Source organism: Actinoallomurus acanthiterrae (assembly GCF_054775715.1).
Genome location: NZ_BAAHCO010000002.1, coordinates 44,656 through 64,112 on the forward strand (window position 1 = coordinate 44,656; position 19,457 = coordinate 64,112).

Consider the following 19,457-nt stretch of genomic DNA (forward strand, 5'->3'; position numbering starts at 1 on the left):
TTACACCGGTCAGAATTTTGCTCATTATTGAGAACATTAAATCGGATGACATATCACGCATCCTGATGGTTTAATGACAAATAAATTCAAAATATCTCTTCTATTTTGCAACAGGAGCAAAAATGAAAGCCACGTCGGAAGAACTCGCCATTTTTGTTTCAGTCGTCGAAAGCGGCAGCTTTAGCCGGGCAGCGGAACAATTAGGGCAAGCAAACTCAGCGGTAAGCCGGGCGGTGAAAAAGCTGGAGATGAAACTTGGCGTTAGCCTGCTTAATCGGACCACGCGGCAACTTAGCCTGACGGAAGAAGGCGAGCGTTATTTTCGTCGCGTACAGTCAATTTTGCAGGAGATGGCAGCGGCAGAATCAGAAATTATGGAGACGCGTAATACACCGCGTGGACTGTTACGGATCGATGCCGCAACTCCAGTGGTGCTGCACTTTCTGATGCCGTTGATTAAGCCTTTTCGTGAACGCTATCCGGAAGTCACTTTATCGCTAGTCTCCTCCGAAACGATTATTAATTTGATCGAAAGAAAAGTGGATGTCGCGATACGCGCCGGTACGTTAACGGATTCCAGCTTACGTGCCAGGCCGTTATTTAACAGTTATCGAAAAATTATCGCCTCCCCCGATTATATTTCCCGCTACGGGAAGCCAGAAACGATCGACGATTTAAAGCAACATGTTTGCCTGGGATTCACTGAACCCGCTTCCCTCAATACCTGGCCGATAGCCTGTAGCGATGGACAATTACATGAGGTGAAGTACGGTTTGTCATCCAATAGTGGGGAAACACTGAAACAGCTTTGCCTGAGTGGCAACGGGATTGCGTGTTTGTCCGACTACATGATCGACAAAGAAATCGCTCGCGGAGAATTGGTGGAGTTAATGGCAGATAAAGTGTTGCCAGTGGAAATGCCATTCAGTGCAGTCTATTACAGCGACCGTGCGGTAAGTACGCGCATCCGGGCTTTTATCGATTTCCTTAGCGAGCATGTAAAAACAGCTCCCGGAGGAGCTGTCAGAGAGGCTTAATCCCATTCAGGAGCCAGACCTTCCGGGCTAACCAGGCGGTCGTTGCAATCCAGTGCGGCGATCGCTTTTTTATCTTCGGCATCAAGCTGTAAATTTTGTGCCTTAAGATTACTCTCCAGGTTTTCACGTTTAGTAGAAGAAGGAATTACTGAGTAACCTTCCCCCATAGCCCACGCCAGAATCACTTGTGCCGGAGTCGCATTGTGTTTAGCTGCGATACGAGCAATAACCTCATCTTTCAGGGCCTTGCCATACGCCAGCGTCATATAGGAAGTAATATGGATGCCGTGCTGTTTAGCCCAGGCAACCACTTTACGGTTTTGCAGATAAGGAGAGAGTTCAATCTGGTTAGTAGCGATGTTTTCAGCGCCAACAGCAGCAATCGCCTTTTCCATCAATGGGATCGTGAAGTTGGAAATACCGATCTCACGCGTCAGCCCTTGTTTTTTGGCTTCCAGCAGCGCCTGCATAAACTCTTCAACAGAGACTTCATCGTTTGGTGACGGCCAGTGGATTAGCGTCAGATCAACATAATCGGTACGCAATTTTTGCAGGCTCTCTTTCAGACTCGGGATCAATTTGTCTTTGCTGAGATTTTCAATCCAGATTTTAGTGGTGATGTAGAGTTCATGACGTGGCACGCCACTTTCTGCAATCGCCTGACCTACTGCGGCTTCGTTATCATAGATTTGTGCGGTATCAATTGCGCGATAACCAAGTTCAAGCGCCGTTTTCACAGATGAAATAACAACGTCGTCTTTCAGACGGAAAGTGCCTAAACCAAATGCAGGGATAGCCATAATATGCCTCTTTTAATGCTATTTTCGTTAACTGAGGTGATTATGGGCTTCAGACTGTTGCGGAAAAAGGCGTAAAACGCAGAGGATTTTTGCGATTTTGGCAATAATAGAAATACAGACGAAAAAAACCTCGAGCGTTAACTCGAGGCTTCTTAATAAGTGGCGGAACGGACGGGACTCGAACCCGCGACCCCCTGCGTGACAGGCAGGTATTCTAACCGACTGAACTACCGCTCCACCGAATTCTTTTACAACCACCGGTTTTATGACCGGCTTACTGCTTAATTTGATGCCTGGCAGTTCCCTACTCTCGCATGGGGAGACCCCACACTACCATCGGCGCTACGGCGTTTCACTTCTGAGTTCGGCATGGGGTCAGGTGGGACCACCGCGCTAAGGCCGCCAGGCAAATTCTGTTTTATCAGACCGCTTCTGCGTTCTGATTTAATCTGTATCAGGCTGAAAATCTTCTCTCATCCGCCAAAACATCTTCGGCGTTGTAAGGTTAAGCCTCACGGTTCATTAGTACCGGTTAGCTCAACGCATCGCTGCGCTTACACACCCGGCCTATCAACGTCGTCGTCTTCAACGTTCCTTCAGGACTCTCAAGGAGTCAGGGAGAACTCATCTCGGGGCAAGTTTCGTGCTTAGATGCTTTCAGCACTTATCTCTTCCGCATTTAGCTACCGGGCAGTGCCATTGGCATGACAACCCGAACACCAGTGATGCGTCCACTCCGGTCCTCTCGTACTAGGAGCAGCCCCCCTCAGTTCTCCAGCGCCCACGGCAGATAGGGACCGAACTGTCTCACGACGTTCTAAACCCAGCTCGCGTACCACTTTAAATGGCGAACAGCCATACCCTTGGGACCTACTTCAGCCCCAGGATGTGATGAGCCGACATCGAGGTGCCAAACACCGCCGTCGATATGAACTCTTGGGCGGTATCAGCCTGTTATCCCCGGAGTACCTTTTATCCGTTGAGCGATGGCCCTTCCATTCAGAACCACCGGATCACTATGACCTGCTTTCGCACCTGCTCGCGCCGTCACGCTCGCAGTCAAGCTGGCTTATGCCATTGCACTAACCTCCTGATGTCCGACCAGGATTAGCCAACCTTCGTGCTCCTCCGTTACTCTTTAGGAGGAGACCGCCCCAGTCAAACTACCCACCAGACACTGTCCGCAACCCCGGATTACGGGGCCAACGTTAGAACATCAAACATTAAAGGGTGGTATTTCAAGGTCGGCTCCATGCAGACTGGCGTCCACACTTCAAAGCCTCCCACCTATCCTACACATCAAGGCTCAATGTTCAGTGTCAAGCTATAGTAAAGGTTCACGGGGTCTTTCCGTCTTGCCGCGGGTACACTGCATCTTCACAGCGAGTTCAATTTCACTGAGTCTCGGGTGGAGACAGCCTGGCCATCATTACGCCATTCGTGCAGGTCGGAACTTACCCGACAAGGAATTTCGCTACCTTAGGACCGTTATAGTTACGGCCGCCGTTTACCGGGGCTTCGATCAAGAGCTTCGCGTTACCGCTAACCCCATCAATTAACCTTCCGGCACCGGGCAGGCGTCACACCGTATACGTCCACTTTCGTGTTTGCACAGTGCTGTGTTTTTAATAAACAGTTGCAGCCAGCTGGTATCTTCGACTGATTTCAGCTCCACGAGCAAGTCGCTTCACCTACATATCAGCGTGCCTTCTCCCGAAGTTACGGCACCATTTTGCCTAGTTCCTTCACCCGAGTTCTCTCAAGCGCCTTGGTATTCTCTACCTGACCACCTGTGTCGGTTTGGGGTACGATTTGATGTTACCTGATGCTTAGAGGCTTTTCCTGGAAGCAGGGCATTTGTTGCTTCAGCACCGTAGTGCCTCGTCATCACGCCTCAGCCTTGATTTTCCGGATTTGCCTGGAAAACCAGCCTACACGCTTAAACCGGGACAACCGTCGCCCGGCCAACATAGCCTTCTCCGTCCCCCCTTCGCAGTAACACCAAGTACAGGAATATTAACCTGTTTCCCATCGACTACGCCTTTCGGCCTCGCCTTAGGGGTCGACTCACCCTGCCCCGATTAACGTTGGACAGGAACCCTTGGTCTTCCGGCGAGCGGGCTTTTCACCCGCTTTATCGTTACTTATGTCAGCATTCGCACTTCTGATACCTCCAGCATGCCTCACAGCACACCTTCACAGGCTTACAGAACGCTCCCCTACCCAACAACGCATAGCGTCGCTGCCGCAGCTTCGGTGCATGGTTTAGCCCCGTTACATCTTCCGCGCAGGCCGACTCGACCAGTGAGCTATTACGCTTTCTTTAAATGATGGCTGCTTCTAAGCCAACATCCTGGCTGTCTGGGCCTTCCCACATCGTTTCCCACTTAACCATGACTTTGGGACCTTAGCTGGCGGTCTGGGTTGTTTCCCTCTTCACGACGGACGTTAGCACCCGCCGTGTGTCTCCCGTGATAACATTCTCCGGTATTCGCAGTTTGCATCGGGTTGGTAAGTCGGGATGACCCCCTTGCCGAAACAGTGCTCTACCCCCGGAGATGAATTCACGAGGCGCTACCTAAATAGCTTTCGGGGAGAACCAGCTATCTCCCGGTTTGATTGGCCTTTCACCCCCAGCCACAAGTCATCCGCTAATTTTTCAACATTAGTCGGTTCGGTCCTCCAGTTAGTGTTACCCAACCTTCAACCTGCCCATGGCTAGATCACCGGGTTTCGGGTCTATACCCTGCAACTTAACGCCCAGTTAAGACTCGGTTTCCCTTCGGCTCCCCTATTCGGTTAACCTTGCTACAGAATATAAGTCGCTGACCCATTATACAAAAGGTACGCAGTCACCCCATTAAGAGGCTCCCACTGCTTGTACGTACACGGTTTCAGGTTCTTTTTCACTCCCCTCGCCGGGGTTCTTTTCGCCTTTCCCTCACGGTACTGGTTCACTATCGGTCAGTCAGGAGTATTTAGCCTTGGAGGATGGTCCCCCCATATTCAGACAGGATACCACGTGTCCCGCCCTACTCATCGAGCTCACAGCATGTGCATTTTTGTGTACGGGGCTGTCACCCTGTATCGCGCGCCTTTCCAGACGCTTCCACTAACACACACACTGATTCAGGCTCTGGGCTCCTCCCCGTTCGCTCGCCGCTACTGGGGGAATCTCGGTTGATTTCTTTTCCTCGGGGTACTTAGATGTTTCAGTTCCCCCGGTTCGCCTCATTAACCTATGGATTCAGTTAATGATAGTGTGACGAATCACACTGGGTTTCCCCATTCGGAAATCGCCGGTTATAACGGTTCATATCACCTTACCGACGCTTATCGCAGATTAGCACGTCCTTCATCGCCTCTGACTGCCAGGGCATCCACCGTGTACGCTTAGTCGCTTAACCTCACAACCCGAAGATGTTTCTTTCGATTCATCATCGTGTTGCGAAAATTTGAGAGACTCACGAACAACTTTCGTTGTTCAGTGTTTCAATTTTCAGCTTGATCCAGATTTTTAAAGAGCAAAACTTCGCAGTGAACCTTTGCAGGTACACTCTGAAGTATTTTTTATTTAATCACTACAGAGATGGTGGAGCTATGCGGGATCGAACCGCAGACCTCCTGCGTGCAAAGCAGGCGCTCTCCCAGCTGAGCTATAGCCCCATAACATGTAGTTAAAACCTCTTCAAATTTGCCGTGCAAATTTGGTAGGCCTGAGTGGACTTGAACCACCGACCTCACCCTTATCAGGGGTGCGCTCTAACCACCTGAGCTACAAGCCTGTAGAGGTTTTACTGCTCATTTTCATCAGACAATCTGTGTGAGCACTGCAAAGTACGCTTCTTTAAGGTAAGGAGGTGATCCAACCGCAGGTTCCCCTACGGTTACCTTGTTACGACTTCACCCCAGTCATGAATCACAAAGTGGTAAGCGCCCTCCCGAAGGTTAAGCTACCTACTTCTTTTGCAACCCACTCCCATGGTGTGACGGGCGGTGTGTACAAGGCCCGGGAACGTATTCACCGTGGCATTCTGATCCACGATTACTAGCGATTCCGACTTCATGGAGTCGAGTTGCAGACTCCAATCCGGACTACGACGCACTTTATGAGGTCCGCTTGCTCTCGCGAGGTCGCTTCTCTTTGTATGCGCCATTGTAGCACGTGTGTAGCCCTGGTCGTAAGGGCCATGATGACTTGACGTCATCCCCACCTTCCTCCAGTTTATCACTGGCAGTCTCCTTTGAGTTCCCGGCCGGACCGCTGGCAACAAAGGATAAGGGTTGCGCTCGTTGCGGGACTTAACCCAACATTTCACAACACGAGCTGACGACAGCCATGCAGCACCTGTCTCACGGTTCCCGAAGGCACATTCTCATCTCTGAAAACTTCCGTGGATGTCAAGACCAGGTAAGGTTCTTCGCGTTGCATCGAATTAAACCACATGCTCCACCGCTTGTGCGGGCCCCCGTCAATTCATTTGAGTTTTAACCTTGCGGCCGTACTCCCCAGGCGGTCGACTTAACGCGTTAGCTCCGGAAGCCACGCCTCAAGGGCACAACCTCCAAGTCGACATCGTTTACGGCGTGGACTACCAGGGTATCTAATCCTGTTTGCTCCCCACGCTTTCGCACCTGAGCGTCAGTCTTCGTCCAGGGGGCCGCCTTCGCCACCGGTATTCCTCCAGATCTCTACGCATTTCACCGCTACACCTGGAATTCTACCCCCCTCTACGAGACTCAAGCTTGCCAGTATCAGATGCAGTTCCCAGGTTGAGCCCGGGGATTTCACATCTGACTTAACAAACCGCCTGCGTGCGCTTTACGCCCAGTAATTCCGATTAACGCTTGCACCCTCCGTATTACCGCGGCTGCTGGCACGGAGTTAGCCGGTGCTTCTTCTGCGGGTAACGTCAATGAGCAAAGGTATTAACTTTACTCCCTTCCTCCCCGCTGAAAGTACTTTACAACCCGAAGGCCTTCTTCATACACGCGGCATGGCTGCATCAGGCTTGCGCCCATTGTGCAATATTCCCCACTGCTGCCTCCCGTAGGAGTCTGGACCGTGTCTCAGTTCCAGTGTGGCTGGTCATCCTCTCAGACCAGCTAGGGATCGTCGCCTAGGTGAGCCGTTACCCCACCTACTAGCTAATCCCATCTGGGCACATCCGATGGCAAGAGGCCCGAAGGTCCCCCTCTTTGGTCTTGCGACGTTATGCGGTATTAGCTACCGTTTCCAGTAGTTATCCCCCTCCATCAGGCAGTTTCCCAGACATTACTCACCCGTCCGCCACTCGTCAGCAAAGCAGCAAGCTGTTTCCTGTTACCGTTCGACTTGCATGTGTTAGGCCTGCCGCCAGCGTTCAATCTGAGCCATGATCAAACTCTTCAATTTAAAAGTTTGATGCTCAAAGAATTAAACTTCGTAATGAATTACGTGTTCACTCTTGAGACTTGGTATTCATTTTTCGTCTTGCGACGTTAAGAATCCGTATCTTCGAGTGCCCACACAGATTGTCTGATAAATTGTTAAAGAGCAGTGCCGCTTCGCTTTTTCTCAGCGGCGCGGGGTGTGCATAATACGCTTTCCCGCTACAGAGTCAAGCATTTATTTTTGCTTTCTCTGCCGGAATTCTCAGGAGAACCCCGCTGACCCGGCGGCGTGTTTGCCGTTGTTCCGTGTCAGTGGTGGCGCATTATAGGGAGTTATTCCGGCCTGACAAGAGGAAATTTAAAATAATTTTCTGACCGCGCATTTTTTCAGCAAAAGCCCCGTTAATGTGCCATAAAACAAGCAATTTGCCGTTTTTGCAACCGTAATCACACTTCCTGGTGGCATACTAAGGAGGAATAAAAAGAAAAAGGAAGATTAGTAATGCCTTTAAGCGCACAACAGTTAGCTGCACAGAAAAACCTTTCGTATGTTCTGGCTGAGAAGCTGGCGCAACGCATCTTAAAAGGTGAATATGAACCCGGCACCATTTTGCCTGGTGAGATTGAGCTGGGCGAGCAATTTGGAGTGAGTCGTACAGCGGTACGCGAAGCGGTCAAAACGTTAACGGCAAAAGGGATGGTTTTACCGCGACCGCGAATTGGTACCCGGGTCATGCCACAATCGAAACTGGAATTTTCTTGATCAGGAATTGCTTACCTGGTGGATGACAGAAGAGAACTTTCATCAGGTCATCGATCACTTTCTGGTTATGCGTATCTGTCTGGAGCCGCAAGCTTGCCTACTGGCAGCAACGGTTGGCACCGCGGAACAGAAGGCGCATCTCAATACGTTAATGGCCGAAATGGCGGCATTAAAAGAGAACTTTCGCCGTGAACGCTGGATCGAAGTCGATATGGCCTGGCATGAGCATATCTATGAAATGAGCGCCAATCCGTTTTTGACCTCATTCGCCTCGCTATTCCATTCGGTTTATCACACTTACTTCACGTCAATTACCAGCGACACAGTGATAAAGCTGGATCTGCACCAGGCGATTGTCGATGCGATTATCCAAAGCGATGGCGACGCGGCATTTAAAGCTTGTCAGGCGCTGCTACGCTCACCTGATAAGTGACACCCGATAACAGGACATTGAATGAGCGATAAAAAGAAGCGCAGTATGGCGGGTTTGCCGTGGATCGCGGCGATGGCCTTCTTCATGCAGGCACTTGATGCCACTATTCTGAATACCGCCTTACCCGCAATCGCTCATAGCCTTAATCGTTCTCCTCTCGCGATGCAATCAGCCATCATCAGTTATACGCTGACGGTGGCGATGCTTATTCCGGTAAGCGGATGGCTAGCCGATCGCTTCGGTACGCGTCGCATTTTTACCCTTGCCGTGAGTCTGTTCACGTTGGGTTCTCTGGCCTGCGCACTTTCTAACTCGCTACCACAGCTGGTTGTCTTCCGGGTTATTCAGGGGATAGGCGGCGCAATGATGATGCCTGTTGCTCGGCTGGCCTTACTGCGCGCTTATCCTCGTAATGAACTTCTTCCTGTATTGAATTTTGTCGCCATGCCGGGTCTGGTGGGGCCAATTTTAGGCCCCGTTCTTGGCGGCGTGCTGGTCACCTGGGCAACCTGGCACTGGATATTTTTAATCAATATCCCCATAGGTATTGCGGGCCTTCTTTACGCGCGCAAACATATGCCCAATTTCACCACCGCACGACGCAGATTCGATATCACTGGCTTTTTGCTGTTTGGCCTCAGCCTTGTTCTCTTCTCAAGCGGAATAGAGCTATTCGGGGAAAAGATTGTCGCCAGCTGGATTGCCTTGACGGTAATTGTCACCAGCATCGGGTTACTGCTTCTCTATATTCTCCATGCGCGACGCACGCCAAACCCATTAATTTCATTAGATTTATTTAAAACCCGCACTTTCTCGATCGGTATCGTAGGCAATATTGCAACCCGTCTGGGGACCGGCTGTGTACCGTTCCTTATGCCATTGATGTTACAGGTAGGATTTGGTTATCAGGCGTTTATTGCTGGCTGTATGATGGCACCGACAGCGTTAGGTTCCATTATTGCAAAATCGATGGTTACCCAAGTCTTACGTCGTCTGGGCTATCGCCATACGTTAGTGGGGATCACGGTGATTATTGGGCTAATGATCGCTCAGTTCTCTTTGCAATCACCAGCAATGGCGATATGGATGCTGATCTTGCCGTTGTTTATATTAGGGATGGCTATGTCGACGCAATTTACCGCGATGAATACCATCACACTTGCCGATCTGACCGATGACAACGCCAGCAGCGGTAACAGTGTTCTGGCGGTCACGCAGCAACTGTCTATCAGTTTAGGCGTTGCTGTAAGTGCGGCCGTCCTTCGCGTTTATGAAGGGATGGAAGGCACAACGACTGTCGAACAATTCCACTATACGTTTATCACGATGGGCATTATTACTGTTGCTTCAGCAGCAATGTTCATGCTTCTGAAAACAACCGATGGTAATAATTTGATCAAAAGACAGCGTAAATCTAAGCCGAACCGCGTTCCATCAGAATCGGAGTAAGTTGTAATCGTTGTTGCTGAAGGGTCGGCTGGGTTATCCGATGGATGAGTACATCAATCGCCAGCTCCCCCAGTTCATCTTTCGGTTGGTGGATAGTGGTTAATGGTGGCGTCATAAAGCTTGCCAGTTCGATATCGTCATAGCCAATCACCGCGATATCCTGCGGAACCTGTAACTCTGCCTGATATAACGCCTGGTAAACGCCAACAGCCATAGCGTCATTTCCGGTAAAGACGGCCTGAGGACGCAGCGGATGTGATAACAGTTGGCGCATAGCGTCAAACCCGCCGTTAAATTCAAAATCACCAGTGACTTCATAGCCATCAGGAATGTTGAGACCCGCACGTTTCATCGCCGCCCGATAACCTTCCAACCGCAGGCGCGCCGGAGTTTTATCCAGCGGACCGGTAATACAGGCGATACGGGTATGACCTTTATCGATCAGATATTGCGTTGCTAAGTCTCCGCCCAGCAACGAGTTATCCTGAATAAGATCGCTGTCGCCATCGAACGGAGCCCAGTCCATCATCACAGTAGGCACTGTCGGATAACGTTGCATGATTTCACGCGAAGGTTGATGCGTTTCGGTGCACAGTAACAGCAAGCCATCAACGCGTTTTTGCATCAGCGTTTCCAGATTGCGATTCATCCGCTGTTCATCGCCTTCGGTATTGCAAAGGACGAGACTATAACCGCGTTCGAAGCAGCTGCGTTCAACGCCACGCACCAGTTCTGAATAGAAAGGATTGGTACTGGCAGTGATCAACATGCCAATGGTATGTGTTTGATTGAGTTTGAGGCTACGCGCCAGAGCTGATGGCGCGTAATTGAGTTCTTTAATCGCCGCTTCAACTTTGGCGGTAATCGCTTCACTGACGAAGCGATCTTTATTGATAACGTGAGAAACTGTTGAGGTAGAAACGCCCGCCAGGCGGGCAACATCTTTCATTGTAGCCAAGCGTCACCTCTGCCTGTCTAAAAATGCGTCGATCTCTTCACGCCACGGTACGGAAGGTTGTGCGCCTTTACGTGTTACGGCAATCGCAGCGGCAGCATGGGCAAACCGAATCGCCTCTGGCAATGGTTTTTCTTCCAGCAACGCCGTGATTAACGCGCCGTTAAAGGTATCTCCGGCAGCAATGGTATCGACAGCCTGCACCCGGAATCCAGGAACGCGCTGACCTTCACCATTCACGCTAGCCCATACACCACGACTTCCTAAAGTAATCAGTACAGTACGGATACCTTTTTCATGCAGTACCTGCGCCGCCTTCGCTGCATCTTCATCATTTTCAACACGAATACCGGTGAGCTTTTCTGCTTCCGTTTCGTTTGGCGTAATAATGTCCACCAGCGCCAGCAGTTCGTCAGGAAGTTCGCGAGCCGGAGCCGGGTTAAGCGCAACGATAGTCTTATTTTGATGGGCGATTTTCGCCGCTGCCATCACACTTTCGAGTGGTGATTCCAGCTGCATTAATAATGCTGACGCGTTGGCAATACGCTCACGTTGCGCTTCCACCAGCGCCGGGGAAAGGGCAGCATTAGCGCCGGCATGAATACCGATGACATTCTCACCTTCGCCATTAACAAAAATCAGCGCCACACCTGTTGATTCGCCTTTGATCACGCTGACCGGAGTAATATCGATGTTATCAGTGGCGAGCTGCTGGCGAACGCTCTCGCCAATGCTGTCATCACCCGTACAGGCAATAAACGCGATATTCGCACCGCTACGCCCAGCAGCCACAGCCTGATTCGCGCCTTTGCCGCCAAATGCAACCTGATAGTGGTTACCGGTTACGGTTTCGCCTGGAGTAGGAAAAGATTGAAGATTAAGAATGTGGTCAGCATTAATGCTGCCAAGAACAACGAGGCTGCCTGCGTTTTGCATATTCGGGATGTCCATAAAATGCGCCACCGTGTTAGGGTGGCGCGTGCCCTGCTTTTCTTTATATTACACGTTCATCTGTCGATGACGTATTTATGTCACCATCAGGTCATACAACCTGATTAAAACTACTGCTTAACAACCAGTTTCAGATCAACCGGATACTTAGCCTGAACTTTCTCGCCTTTCAGCACTTTATCTGCGGTTTCGACGCCTTTCGCGCCAATCTGATCGGGTAGCTGAGCGATAGTCGCTGCTAGTTTGCCATCATTCACCGCTTTTTCGCCATCCGGTGTACCGTCAAATCCGACGACCATCACATCCGATTTACCGGCAGTTTGCAGTGCGCGCAGCGCGCCCAGCGCCATTTCATCATTCTGCGCGAATACAGCCTGAACATCCGGATGAGCGGTCAACAGGTTCTGCATTACGTTCAAACCTTTAGTGCGATCAAAATCTGCTGGCTGGCTGGCAAGAACATTAAACTTGTGAGCAGCAACGGCCTGCTGGAAGCCTTCGCCACGTTCACGGGCTGCGGATGTACCAGCAATGCCTTGCAGCTCGATAACTTTGGCACCTTCACCCGCTTTCTTCGCGATGTAATCACCGGCGATTTTGCCGCCCAGTACGTTATCAGAAGCAATGTGGCTCACCACTTCACCTTTCGTTGCCTGGCGGTCAAGAGTGATAACCGGGATGTTCGCCTGGTTAGCCATCTTCACAGCATTACCCTACTGCGTCGGAGTCGGTCGGGTTAATCAGCAGAATTTTGGTGCCGCGAACGGTTAAGTCCTGCACGTTCGCCAGCTCTTTCGCCGGGTTGTTCTGGGAGTCCAGCACCACCAGGTTATAGCCAAGTTTATCCGCCTCTTTCTGCGCGCCATCTTTCAGCGATACAAAGAACGGGTTGTTAAGCGTGGAGACCACCAGCGCGATGGTGTCTTTTGCCATCGCATTCGCACTGACGGTGGCGCTTAGCGCAACAGCGGAAACCAGGGTAGCCAGTTTTTTCATGTTCATATTCAAGATGTCCTGTAGTCGTTATTACTGCTTTTTGTTGTCTACCAGCACCGCCAGCAAAATCACCACCGCTTTGACGATCATCTGGTAATAGGAGGAAACACCTAACAAATTCAATCCATTATTAAGGAAGCCAAGAATTAATGCGCCGATCAACGTCCCAACAATGCGACCTTTTCCGCCCGCCAGACTCGTACCGCCCAGAACCACCGCAGCAATAGCATCCAGCTCATAGCCAGTCCCCGCCGTGGGTTGTGCGGAGGAGAGACGCGCCACTTCAATGATCCCGGCCAGCGATGCCAGCAGACCACAAAGAGAATAGACGATGATTTTGATTTTATTGACGTTGATACCAGAAAGACGCGTTGCCGCTTCGTTGCCGCCCAGCGCGTAGATGTAACGCCCCAGACGCGTGTGATGCAGCATGTACCAGGCCGCGAGGAAGACAATCCCCATGATCCAGACTGGCGTCGGTACGCCCAGCGGACGACCAATACCAAACCAGCCAAACAGATCGGCGTTCTCAGTAAAGCCGGTATTCACTGGGCTACCGTTGGTATAAACCATGGTCACGCCGCGCAGTAAAAGCATCATAACCAGCGTAGCGATAAACGCCTGGACGCGACCTTTCGCTACAATCACCCCGGTTACCGCACCAATTGCGGCACCTAACGCGAGAGCGGCAGCGACAGCCACCAGCGCATTGACTTCAATGCCGACGATAGATGCAGCAACTGCGCCGGTCAGCGCCAACAGAGAACCTACCGACAAGTCGATGCCCGACGTCAGGATCACCAGCGTCATCCCGACCGCCATAATGGCGTTCACCGAGGTTTGCTGGAGAATATTGAATAAGTTATTGATGGTGAAAAAGTTCGGGCTTAACGTCGAGACAATCGCGATCAGCACCAGCAGAGCGATAAGCGATTTCTGCTCCATCAGCCACGCTTTCGTGAAATAACGGCGACCAGAGACAGTCTGGGTTGTCATTTTTTTACTCCTGATTCACGCGATTAAGCTTGCCCACAGCGGCAGCCATTAACACTTCCTGGGTGGCCTGCTCACGAGTAAATTCCCCGCTGAGATGCCCTTCATGCATGACGATGATGCGATCGCTCATGCCTAATACTTCTGGCATCTCCGATGACACCAGAATGATGCTCAAGCCATCGGCTTTGAACTGGTTAATCAGTTGATAGATCTCTTTTTTCGCGCCGACATCTACGCCACGGGTAGGTTCATCAAGGATCAACACTTTGGGGCGTGTCATCAGACCGCGGGCAATCGCCACTTTTTGCTGATTGCCACCGGAAAGCAGACCAATTGCCTGTTCCATCGACGGCGTTTTCACATTAAACAGACGAATGAAATCACTCACAGCCTGCTGTTCATCGGCATGCTTCAAACTGCCGCCAGCGCGGCTGAAGTAGCGCAGCGCGGTCAGCGACATGTTCTCTTTTACTGACATGCCCAGCACTAAACCGTCACGTTTACGGTCTTCGGAGATATACACAATGCCGTTTGCCAGGCCATCCTGCGGTGAACGGGTAACGACTTCATGCCCATCCAGGGTGACGTAACCGCTGGTGCGCGGCAGTGCGCCGTAGAGCACTTTCATCAGTTCGGTACGACCTGCGCCCATCAAACCAGAGACGCCAAGAATTTCGCCTTTGCGTAAAGTAAAAGAGACATCGTTAACGCCAGGTCCGCAGAGATTATCGACTTTCAGGCGGATATCTCCCGGCGCTTTGTCCAGGTGCGGATATTGATCTTCCAGCTTGCGGCCCACCATCATCTCAATCAGCGAATCTTCGGTCAGTGATGCCACTTCGCGCTCAGCAATAAATTGCCCGTCACGAAAAACGGTAACGTCATCGCAAATCTCGAAGATTTCTTTCATGCGGTGGGAGATATAGACAATACCGCGGCCTTGCGATTTCAGCTCGCGGATGACGCGGAACAAGGGATTCGGTTTCGGTATCGGTCAGCGCATCGGTCGGTTCATCCATAATGATGACTTTCGACTCAAAGCTCAGCACTTTGGCGATTTCAACCATTTGCTGGTCACCGATGGAAAGATCGCCCACCAGCTTGTCGCTTTTAAAGCGCAGGTTAAGTTTAGCCAGCAATTTATCCGCTTCGGCATACATGGTTTTCCAGTCAATTTTGCCAAAGCGATTAACAAACTCACGACCGAGGAAAATGTTTTCGGCAATGGTCAACTGCGGGATCAGGTTCAGTTCCTGATGGATAATCCCAATCCCGGCTTCCTGGGAAGATTTCGGCCCGGTAAATGTCGTTTCTTTCCCCAGCCATAAAAGCGTACCGGCATCGCGAGTATAGATACCAGTAAGCACTTTCATCATGGTGGATTTACCCGCGCCGTTTTCGCCCACCAGCGCCATCACGCGGCCCGGATAGACATTTAACGCTGCGCCCGAGAGGGCTTTTACGCCCGGGAAGGCTTTATCGATGCCTTTAAGCTGAAGTAATGCTTCCATGACGGCCTCAGAACGTCACGCCAGCACAGAGAATGATATTCGCATACGGAGAACATTCTCCGCTGCGAATTACCGCCTGACTTTCTGCGGTTTGTTGTTTGAATTGTTCATGCGTGGTGTAACGAATTTCAATGGTATTTCCCTGGTGTTTTTGCAGCTGCTCAAGGTGAGTGAGCAACGTTTCGTGGAGTTGCGGATTATGTTGTTTGATCTCTTCCGCGATAATGGCAGCCTCGACCTGCATTTCATTTGTGACGACGCCCAGCACCTGCATAAAAGAAGGTACACCCTGGGTTAATGCCATATCGATACGCGTTGTACTTTTGGGGATGGGTAAACCAGCATCACACACCACCAGCGTATCGGTATGTCCCAGACGGGAGATCACCGATGAAATATCAGAATTAAGAACGGTGCCTTTTTTCATTTTTTTCTCCATCAGCGAAACGTTTCGCTGACCCGCAGTTTAATCCTGACTGAGTTGGGAAAACCATCGTGACGTTACGGAAATGTGATCAACCTCGAAACGTTTTACATGGTGATTAACCATGAAAACAAAAACGCCCCCTTATGGAGAAAGGAGGCGTCTGGCGTTAGATTTCGACCTGAGTACCCAGTTCGATAACCCTGTTTGGCGGGATTTCAAATTGATCTGGTGCACGCAGCGCATTACGTTGCAGCAGCAAGTACAGCTTGCCGCGCAGACGCAAATACCACGGGCGTTTGCCGAGGATCAACGACTCATGCGACATAAAGAAGGAGGTTTCCATCATCCGGCAACTTAATCCTTCCAGACCGCAGCGGTGGAAAACTTCTTCCACGTTTGGCGTTTCTCGCCAACCATAACTTGCCACCACGCGCCAGAAAGTGGGCGACAGTTGTTCAATCTGTACCCGACGGACGTTATGGACATATGGCGCGTCTTCGGTGCGCAGAGTTAACAGAATCACCCGCTCATGCAATACCTTGTTATGTTTAAGGTTATGCATCAGCGCAAAGGGAATGACGTTGATTGCACGCGACATATACACCGCGGTCCCGGGCACGCGAACAGGGCGGTGATTTCTCCAGCGAAGCAATCATCGCTTCCAGAGAGTTACCATGTTCATGCATCCGCCGCAGCAAGCGGAAACGCTCGCTCTTCCAGGTGGTCATCACGATAAACATCACCGTACCGAGGCTCAATGGCAACCAGCCGCCGGAGAGCAGTTTATCGAGGTTAGCGGTGAACAATGGAATATCGACACAAAGGAAAGCAATCAGGATCAGCGCAACAAAATACTTATTCCAGTGCCAGTTCTGACGTGCCACGGTAGTCGAGAGAATAGACGTCAGCACCATGGTTCCGGTCACCGCAATCCCGTACGCCGCCGCCAGGTTGCTGGAGTGCTCAAAGCTGACAATCACAATCACGACCGCGACATAGAGCATCCAGTTCACAAACGGGAATATAGATTTGCCCTGACTCCATTTCGGAGGTGTGAATAATGCGCATCGGCGACAAATATCCCAGACGTACCGCCTGACGCGTCAATGAGAAGACGCCAGAGATAACCGCCTGCGAGGCAATTACCGTCGCCAGTGCGGCGATGATCAGCAGCGGGATCAGCGCCCAGTCCGGTGCCAACAGGAAGAACGGGTTCTTAATCGCTTCCGGGTTCTTTAACAACAGCGCTCCCTGACCGAAGTAATTAAGGGTCAAGGAAGGTAATACGACGGTGAACCACGCCAGGCGAATAGGGAACTTACCAAAGTGCCCCATATCAGCATACAGCGCCTCGACCCCCGTAATCGACAGCACCACTGCCCCTAATGCAATAAAAGAAACCGTTTTGTATTCAAGGAAGAAATGCACCGCCCACATCGGATTCAGCGCATGCAGCACTTCCGGGTTAGCAATAATGCTACGTAACCCCAGCCCTGCCAGAATCAAAAACCAGGTCAGCATGATCGGCGCAAACAGCTTACCGACCATAGCCGTGCCATGTTTTTGAATCATAAATAATAAAGTGAGAACGATAATTGAGAGGGGAACTATCCAGGTATCCAGCTGCGGGGCGACGATTTCCAGACCTTCAATGGCTGACATCACCGAAATAGCGGGTGTTATGACGACTTCACCATAGAAAAAGCTGCCGCCGATTAGCCCCATAATCACCAGCATTGATGTGGTTCGCGCCGACGTATTACGCCCGGCAAGCGACATCAACGTCAGGATCCCCCCCTTCACCGGCGTTATCTGCCCGCATCACGAAGGTGAGATATTTAATGGAAACCACAAAGATTAGCAGCCAGAAGATCAGCGATAAAAAGCCAAACACGGCATCGCGTTCAACGCCAAAACCAAACTGGCCGGACAAACATTCACGAAGTGTATATAACGGGCTGGTACCAATATCGCCGTAGACAACTCCAATCGCCGCGAGGGTAATCGCGGGCAATGATTGCTTATTATCAGTGCTCATAGACTAGTCTTTCGTTGAAATATGAAATGTGTGCTTAGTCCCTTGGCCCACAAAAAAGCGCACAGTATGCACGATTAACGGCAAAATCGTACTCCTAAATGCGGCCACATTAACCTGGCTCAAAGAAAAATACCCCCCCTTTGAGACTATTTTAGCCACCAGCAAGAAACGTCTATACTCGCAATTTACGCAGAACTTTTGACGAAAGGACGCCACTTCATTATGGCTCACCCTCATTTATTAGCGGAAAGAATTTCCCGCCTGAGCAGTTCGTTGGAAAAGGGGCTTTATGAACGTAGCCACGCCATCCGCTTGTGTTTATTAGCGGCATTAAGTGGTGAAAGTGTGTTCCTCCTTGGCCCGCCAGGTATTGCCAAAAGTTTGATCGCCCGGCGCTTAAAATTCGCCTTTCAGAATGCCCGCGCGTTTGAATATCTGATGACCCGCTTCTCCACGCCGGAAGAAGTTTTTGGTCCCCTTTCTATTCAGGCGCTAAAAGATGAAGGGCGCTATGAACGTTTAACCAGCGGTTACCTGCCGGAAGCAGAAATCGTCTTTCTGGATGAGATCTGGAAAGCGGGTCCCGGCAATTCTTAATACCCTTGCTCACCGCCATTAACGAGCGCCAGTTCCGCAACGGTGCACACGTAGAAAAAATCCCGATGCGTCTGCTGGTGGCGGCCTCCAACGAGCTGCCGGAAGCAGACAGCAGTCTGGAAGCGTTATATGACCGCATGCTGATTCGTCTGTGGTTAGATAAAGTGCAGGATAAAGCGAATTTCCGCTCCATGCTGACCAGTCAACAGGATGAAAACGACAATCCGGTTCCTGCCTCCTTGCAGGTCACAGATGAAGAATATGAACGCTGGCAGAAAGAGATTGGTGAAATTACGCTGCCCGATCATGTATTTGAGCTGATTTTTATGCTGCGCCAGCAACTGGATAAATTACCGGATGCGCCTTATGTCTCGGATCGTCGCTGGAAAAAAGCGATCCGATTATTGCAGGCCAGCGCCTTTTTTAGCGGTCGCAGTGCTGTTGCCCCGGTAGATCTCATTTTGCTGAAAGATTGCCTGTGGTATGACGCGCAAAGCCTGAATTTGATACAACAACAAATTGATGTATTGATGACCGGTCACGCCTGGCAACAGCAAGGGATGTTGACCCGCCTGGGCGCGATTGTGCAACGTCACCTGCAACTCCAGCAGCAACAAAGCGATAAAACAGCCTTAACGGTAATTCGTCTGGGCGGCATTTTCAGCCGTCGTCAGCAGTATCAACTTCCTGTTAACGTTACTGCTTCCACTCTGACTCTGCTGCTGCAAAAACCGTTAAAACTGCATGATATGGAAGTGGTTCATATCTCCTTTGAGCGTAGCGCGCTGGAACAGTGGCTGAGTAAAGGTGGTGAAATTCGCGGCAAACTGAACGGTATCGGCTTTGCCCAGAAACTGAATCTGGAAGTTGATAGCGCCCAACATCTTGTTGTACGCGATGTAAGTTTACAAGGCAGTACGCTGGCACTTCCCGGTTCATCGGCTGAAGGTCTGCCAGGTGAAATAAAACAACAACTGGAAGAGCTTGAAAGCGACTGGCGCAAGCAACACGCTTTATTCAGCGAACAGCAAAAATGTCTGTTTATCCCTGGCGACTGGTTAGGTCGCATTGAAGCCAGCCTACAGGATGTCGGCGCACAGATTCGCCAGGCACAACAATGCTAACGCTGGA

Annotated in this window: 19 protein-coding genes, 3 tRNA genes and 3 rRNA genes; 6 read left to right on the forward strand and 19 right to left on the reverse strand. The window is 50.8% G+C overall.

Annotated elements, in window-relative coordinates:
* The first annotated feature begins 122 nt into the window (after nucleotides 1-122).
* Complete coding sequence (gene yafC, locus ACYVF7_RS59805) at nucleotides 123-1,037, forward strand: DNA-binding transcriptional regulator YafC (RefSeq protein WP_000648577.1); 915 nt, start codon at nucleotides 123-125, stop codon at nucleotides 1,035-1,037.
* Here the strand turns inward: yafC and dkgB are convergent.
* The 7 genes from dkgB to ACYVF7_RS59840 all read right to left on the reverse strand — a co-directional run bounded on the left by dkgB (nucleotide 1,034) and on the right by ACYVF7_RS59840 (nucleotide 7,232).
* Nucleotides 1,034-1,837 carry a 2,5-didehydrogluconate reductase DkgB gene (dkgB, locus tag ACYVF7_RS59810; protein WP_001624600.1) on the reverse strand — a complete coding sequence of 268 codons (804 nt, stop codon included), beginning with the start codon at nucleotides 1,835-1,837 and terminating at the stop codon, nucleotides 1,034-1,036. The genes yafC and dkgB overlap by 4 nt on opposite strands.
* Nucleotides 1,838-1,997: 160 nt before the next feature.
* Nucleotides 1,998-2,074: transfer RNA gene (locus ACYVF7_RS59815), tRNA-Asp, on the reverse strand.
* Between the two features lie 54 nt (nucleotides 2,075-2,128).
* Nucleotides 2,129-2,244, reverse strand: a 5S ribosomal RNA gene (gene rrf, locus ACYVF7_RS59820).
* A gap of 94 nt (nucleotides 2,245-2,338) precedes the next feature.
* Nucleotides 2,339-5,244 (reverse strand): 23S ribosomal RNA (locus ACYVF7_RS59825).
* Between the two features lie 183 nt (nucleotides 5,245-5,427).
* Nucleotides 5,428-5,503: transfer RNA gene (locus ACYVF7_RS59830), tRNA-Ala, on the reverse strand.
* Nucleotides 5,504-5,545: 42 nt separating this feature from the next.
* A tRNA-Ile gene (locus ACYVF7_RS59835) sits at nucleotides 5,546-5,622 on the reverse strand.
* Between the two features lie 68 nt (nucleotides 5,623-5,690).
* Nucleotides 5,691-7,232, reverse strand: a 16S ribosomal RNA gene (locus ACYVF7_RS59840).
* The 16S, 23S and 5S rRNA genes sit together here with 3 tRNA genes alongside, the layout of an rRNA operon.
* Nucleotides 7,233-7,712: 480 nt before the next feature.
* Here ACYVF7_RS59840 and ACYVF7_RS59845 point away from each other — a divergent pair.
* The 3 genes from ACYVF7_RS59845 to mdtD are packed head-to-tail and all read left to right on the forward strand — an operon-like array spanning nucleotide 7,713 to nucleotide 9,855.
* A complete protein-coding gene (locus tag ACYVF7_RS59845) occupies nucleotides 7,713-7,973 on the forward strand; it encodes a FadR/GntR family transcriptional regulator (RefSeq protein ID WP_460358823.1) in 261 nt (86 codons plus the stop codon).
* Nucleotides 7,974-7,995: 22 nt separating this feature from the next.
* Nucleotides 7,996-8,406, forward strand: a complete 411-nt coding sequence (locus tag ACYVF7_RS59850) for a FadR/GntR family transcriptional regulator (RefSeq protein ID WP_460358825.1) — start codon at nucleotides 7,996-7,998, stop codon at nucleotides 8,404-8,406.
* A 21-nt stretch (nucleotides 8,407-8,427) separates the two neighbouring features.
* Nucleotides 8,428-9,855, forward strand: coding sequence for a multidrug transporter subunit MdtD (mdtD, locus tag ACYVF7_RS59855; RefSeq protein ID WP_001280852.1), 1,428 nt, complete (start codon nucleotides 8,428-8,430; stop codon nucleotides 9,853-9,855).
* Here the strand turns inward: mdtD and rbsR are convergent.
* The 12 genes from rbsR to ACYVF7_RS59915 all read right to left on the reverse strand — a co-directional run bounded on the left by rbsR (nucleotide 9,821) and on the right by ACYVF7_RS59915 (nucleotide 17,729).
* Complete coding sequence (gene rbsR, locus ACYVF7_RS59860) at nucleotides 9,821-10,804, reverse strand: ribose operon transcriptional repressor RbsR (RefSeq protein WP_001296587.1); 984 nt, start codon at nucleotides 10,802-10,804, stop codon at nucleotides 9,821-9,823. The genes mdtD and rbsR overlap by 35 nt on opposite strands.
* A 12-nt stretch (nucleotides 10,805-10,816) precedes the next feature.
* On the reverse strand, nucleotides 10,817-11,773 hold the full coding sequence (gene rbsK / locus ACYVF7_RS59865) for a ribokinase (protein WP_001311240.1): 957 nt from the start codon (nucleotides 11,771-11,773) through the stop codon (nucleotides 10,817-10,819).
* A 98-nt stretch (nucleotides 11,774-11,871) separates the two neighbouring features.
* Entirely contained in the window at nucleotides 11,872-12,459 is a 588-nt protein-coding gene (gene rbsB / locus ACYVF7_RS59870; protein WP_460358940.1) for a ribose ABC transporter substrate-binding protein RbsB, read from the reverse strand.
* Between the two features lie 10 nt (nucleotides 12,460-12,469).
* The gene (locus ACYVF7_RS59875) at nucleotides 12,470-12,757 is read right to left on the reverse strand and encodes a substrate-binding domain-containing protein (protein WP_460358829.1); all 288 of its coding nucleotides are present in this window, start codon (nucleotides 12,755-12,757) and stop codon (nucleotides 12,470-12,472) included.
* A 30-nt stretch (nucleotides 12,758-12,787) separates the two neighbouring features.
* Nucleotides 12,788-13,753, reverse strand: coding sequence for a ribose ABC transporter permease (gene rbsC / locus ACYVF7_RS59880; protein ID WP_000211858.1), 966 nt, complete (start codon nucleotides 13,751-13,753; stop codon nucleotides 12,788-12,790).
* Between the two features lie 4 nt (nucleotides 13,754-13,757).
* Nucleotides 13,758-14,663 (reverse strand): ATP-binding cassette domain-containing protein, encoded by a 906-nt coding sequence (locus tag ACYVF7_RS59885; RefSeq protein WP_460358835.1) that lies wholly within the window; start codon nucleotides 14,661-14,663, stop codon nucleotides 13,758-13,760.
* Nucleotides 14,635-15,264 (reverse strand): ATP-binding cassette domain-containing protein, encoded by a 630-nt coding sequence (locus ACYVF7_RS59890; protein WP_460358837.1) that lies wholly within the window; start codon nucleotides 15,262-15,264, stop codon nucleotides 14,635-14,637. Before ACYVF7_RS59890 ends, ACYVF7_RS59885 begins: the two co-directional genes overlap by 29 nt.
* A gap of 7 nt (nucleotides 15,265-15,271) precedes the next feature.
* Nucleotides 15,272-15,703 (reverse strand): D-ribose pyranase, encoded by a 432-nt coding sequence (gene rbsD / locus ACYVF7_RS59895; protein ID WP_000412481.1) that lies wholly within the window; start codon nucleotides 15,701-15,703, stop codon nucleotides 15,272-15,274.
* Nucleotides 15,704-15,857: 154 nt separating this feature from the next.
* Entirely contained in the window at nucleotides 15,858-16,289 is a 432-nt protein-coding gene (locus ACYVF7_RS59900; protein WP_031935203.1) for a KUP/HAK/KT family potassium transporter, read from the reverse strand.
* Complete coding sequence (locus tag ACYVF7_RS59905) at nucleotides 16,246-16,695, reverse strand: KUP/HAK/KT family potassium transporter (protein WP_460358942.1); 450 nt, start codon at nucleotides 16,693-16,695, stop codon at nucleotides 16,246-16,248. Before ACYVF7_RS59905 ends, ACYVF7_RS59900 begins: the two co-directional genes overlap by 44 nt.
* The gene (locus tag ACYVF7_RS59910; RefSeq protein ID WP_460358839.1) at nucleotides 16,655-17,470 is read right to left on the reverse strand and encodes a KUP/HAK/KT family potassium transporter; all 816 of its coding nucleotides are present in this window, start codon (nucleotides 17,468-17,470) and stop codon (nucleotides 16,655-16,657) included. Before ACYVF7_RS59910 ends, ACYVF7_RS59905 begins: the two co-directional genes overlap by 41 nt.
* Nucleotides 17,451-17,729 carry a KUP/HAK/KT family potassium transporter gene (locus ACYVF7_RS59915; protein ID WP_085457877.1) on the reverse strand — a complete coding sequence of 93 codons (279 nt, stop codon included), beginning with the start codon at nucleotides 17,727-17,729 and terminating at the stop codon, nucleotides 17,451-17,453. Before ACYVF7_RS59915 ends, ACYVF7_RS59910 begins: the two co-directional genes overlap by 20 nt.
* 222 nt (nucleotides 17,730-17,951) lie before the next feature.
* Here ACYVF7_RS59915 and ACYVF7_RS59920 point away from each other — a divergent pair, with 222 nt between their 5' ends.
* Together ACYVF7_RS59920 and ACYVF7_RS59925 are read left to right on the forward strand one after the other, a co-directional pair.
* Nucleotides 17,952-18,326 (forward strand): AAA family ATPase, encoded by a 375-nt coding sequence (locus tag ACYVF7_RS59920; RefSeq protein ID WP_460358841.1) that lies wholly within the window; start codon nucleotides 17,952-17,954, stop codon nucleotides 18,324-18,326.
* A 5-nt stretch (nucleotides 18,327-18,331) separates the two neighbouring features.
* Nucleotides 18,332-19,450 carry an ATPase RavA domain-containing protein gene (locus ACYVF7_RS59925; RefSeq protein ID WP_460358843.1) on the forward strand — a complete coding sequence of 373 codons (1,119 nt, stop codon included), beginning with the start codon at nucleotides 18,332-18,334 and terminating at the stop codon, nucleotides 19,448-19,450.
* Nucleotides 19,451-19,457: the final 7 nt, after the last annotated feature.

Excerpts from the sequence above, each read along its gene's own strand:
- yafC (WP_000648577.1), top strand. The coding sequence starts at position 123 with ATGAAAGCCACGTCGGAAGAACTCGCCATTTTTGTTTCAGTCGTCGAA.
- dkgB (WP_001624600.1), bottom strand. The coding sequence starts at position 1,837 with ATGGCTATCCCTGCATTTGGTTTAGGCACTTTCCGTCTGAAAGACGAC.
- ACYVF7_RS59845 (WP_460358823.1), top strand. The coding sequence starts at position 7,713 with ATGCCTTTAAGCGCACAACAGTTAGCTGCACAGAAAAACCTTTCGTAT.
- ACYVF7_RS59850 (WP_460358825.1), top strand. The coding sequence starts at position 7,996 with ATGACAGAAGAGAACTTTCATCAGGTCATCGATCACTTTCTGGTTATG.
- mdtD (WP_001280852.1), top strand. The coding sequence starts at position 8,428 with ATGAGCGATAAAAAGAAGCGCAGTATGGCGGGTTTGCCGTGGATCGCG.
- rbsR (WP_001296587.1), bottom strand. The coding sequence starts at position 10,804 with ATGAAAGATGTTGCCCGCCTGGCGGGCGTTTCTACCTCAACAGTTTCT.
- rbsB (WP_460358940.1), bottom strand. The coding sequence starts at position 12,459 with ATGGCTAACCAGGCGAACATCCCGGTTATCACTCTTGACCGCCAGGCA.
- ACYVF7_RS59875 (WP_460358829.1), bottom strand. The coding sequence starts at position 12,757 with ATGAAAAAACTGGCTACCCTGGTTTCCGCTGTTGCGCTAAGCGCCACC.
- rbsC (WP_000211858.1), bottom strand. The coding sequence starts at position 13,753 with ATGACAACCCAGACTGTCTCTGGTCGCCGTTATTTCACGAAAGCGTGG.
- ACYVF7_RS59885 (WP_460358835.1), bottom strand. The coding sequence starts at position 14,663 with ATGAAAGAAATCTTCGAGATTTGCGATGACGTTACCGTTTTTCGTGAC.
- ACYVF7_RS59890 (WP_460358837.1), bottom strand. The coding sequence starts at position 15,264 with ATGGAAGCATTACTTCAGCTTAAAGGCATCGATAAAGCCTTCCCGGGC.
- rbsD (WP_000412481.1), bottom strand. The coding sequence starts at position 15,703 with ATGGAGAAAAAAATGAAAAAAGGCACCGTTCTTAATTCTGATATTTCA.
- ACYVF7_RS59900 (WP_031935203.1), bottom strand. The coding sequence starts at position 16,289 with ATGTCGCGTGCAATCAACGTCATTCCCTTTGCGCTGATGCATAACCTT.
- ACYVF7_RS59905 (WP_460358942.1), bottom strand. The coding sequence starts at position 16,695 with ATGCTCTATGTCGCGGTCGTGATTGTGATTGTCAGCTTTGAGCACTCC.
- ACYVF7_RS59910 (WP_460358839.1), bottom strand. The coding sequence starts at position 17,470 with ATGTCGCTTGCCGGGCGTAATACGTCGGCGCGAACCACATCAATGCTG.
- ACYVF7_RS59915 (WP_085457877.1), bottom strand. The coding sequence starts at position 17,729 with ATGAGCACTGATAATAAGCAATCATTGCCCGCGATTACCCTCGCGGCG.
- ACYVF7_RS59920 (WP_460358841.1), top strand. The coding sequence starts at position 17,952 with ATGGCTCACCCTCATTTATTAGCGGAAAGAATTTCCCGCCTGAGCAGT.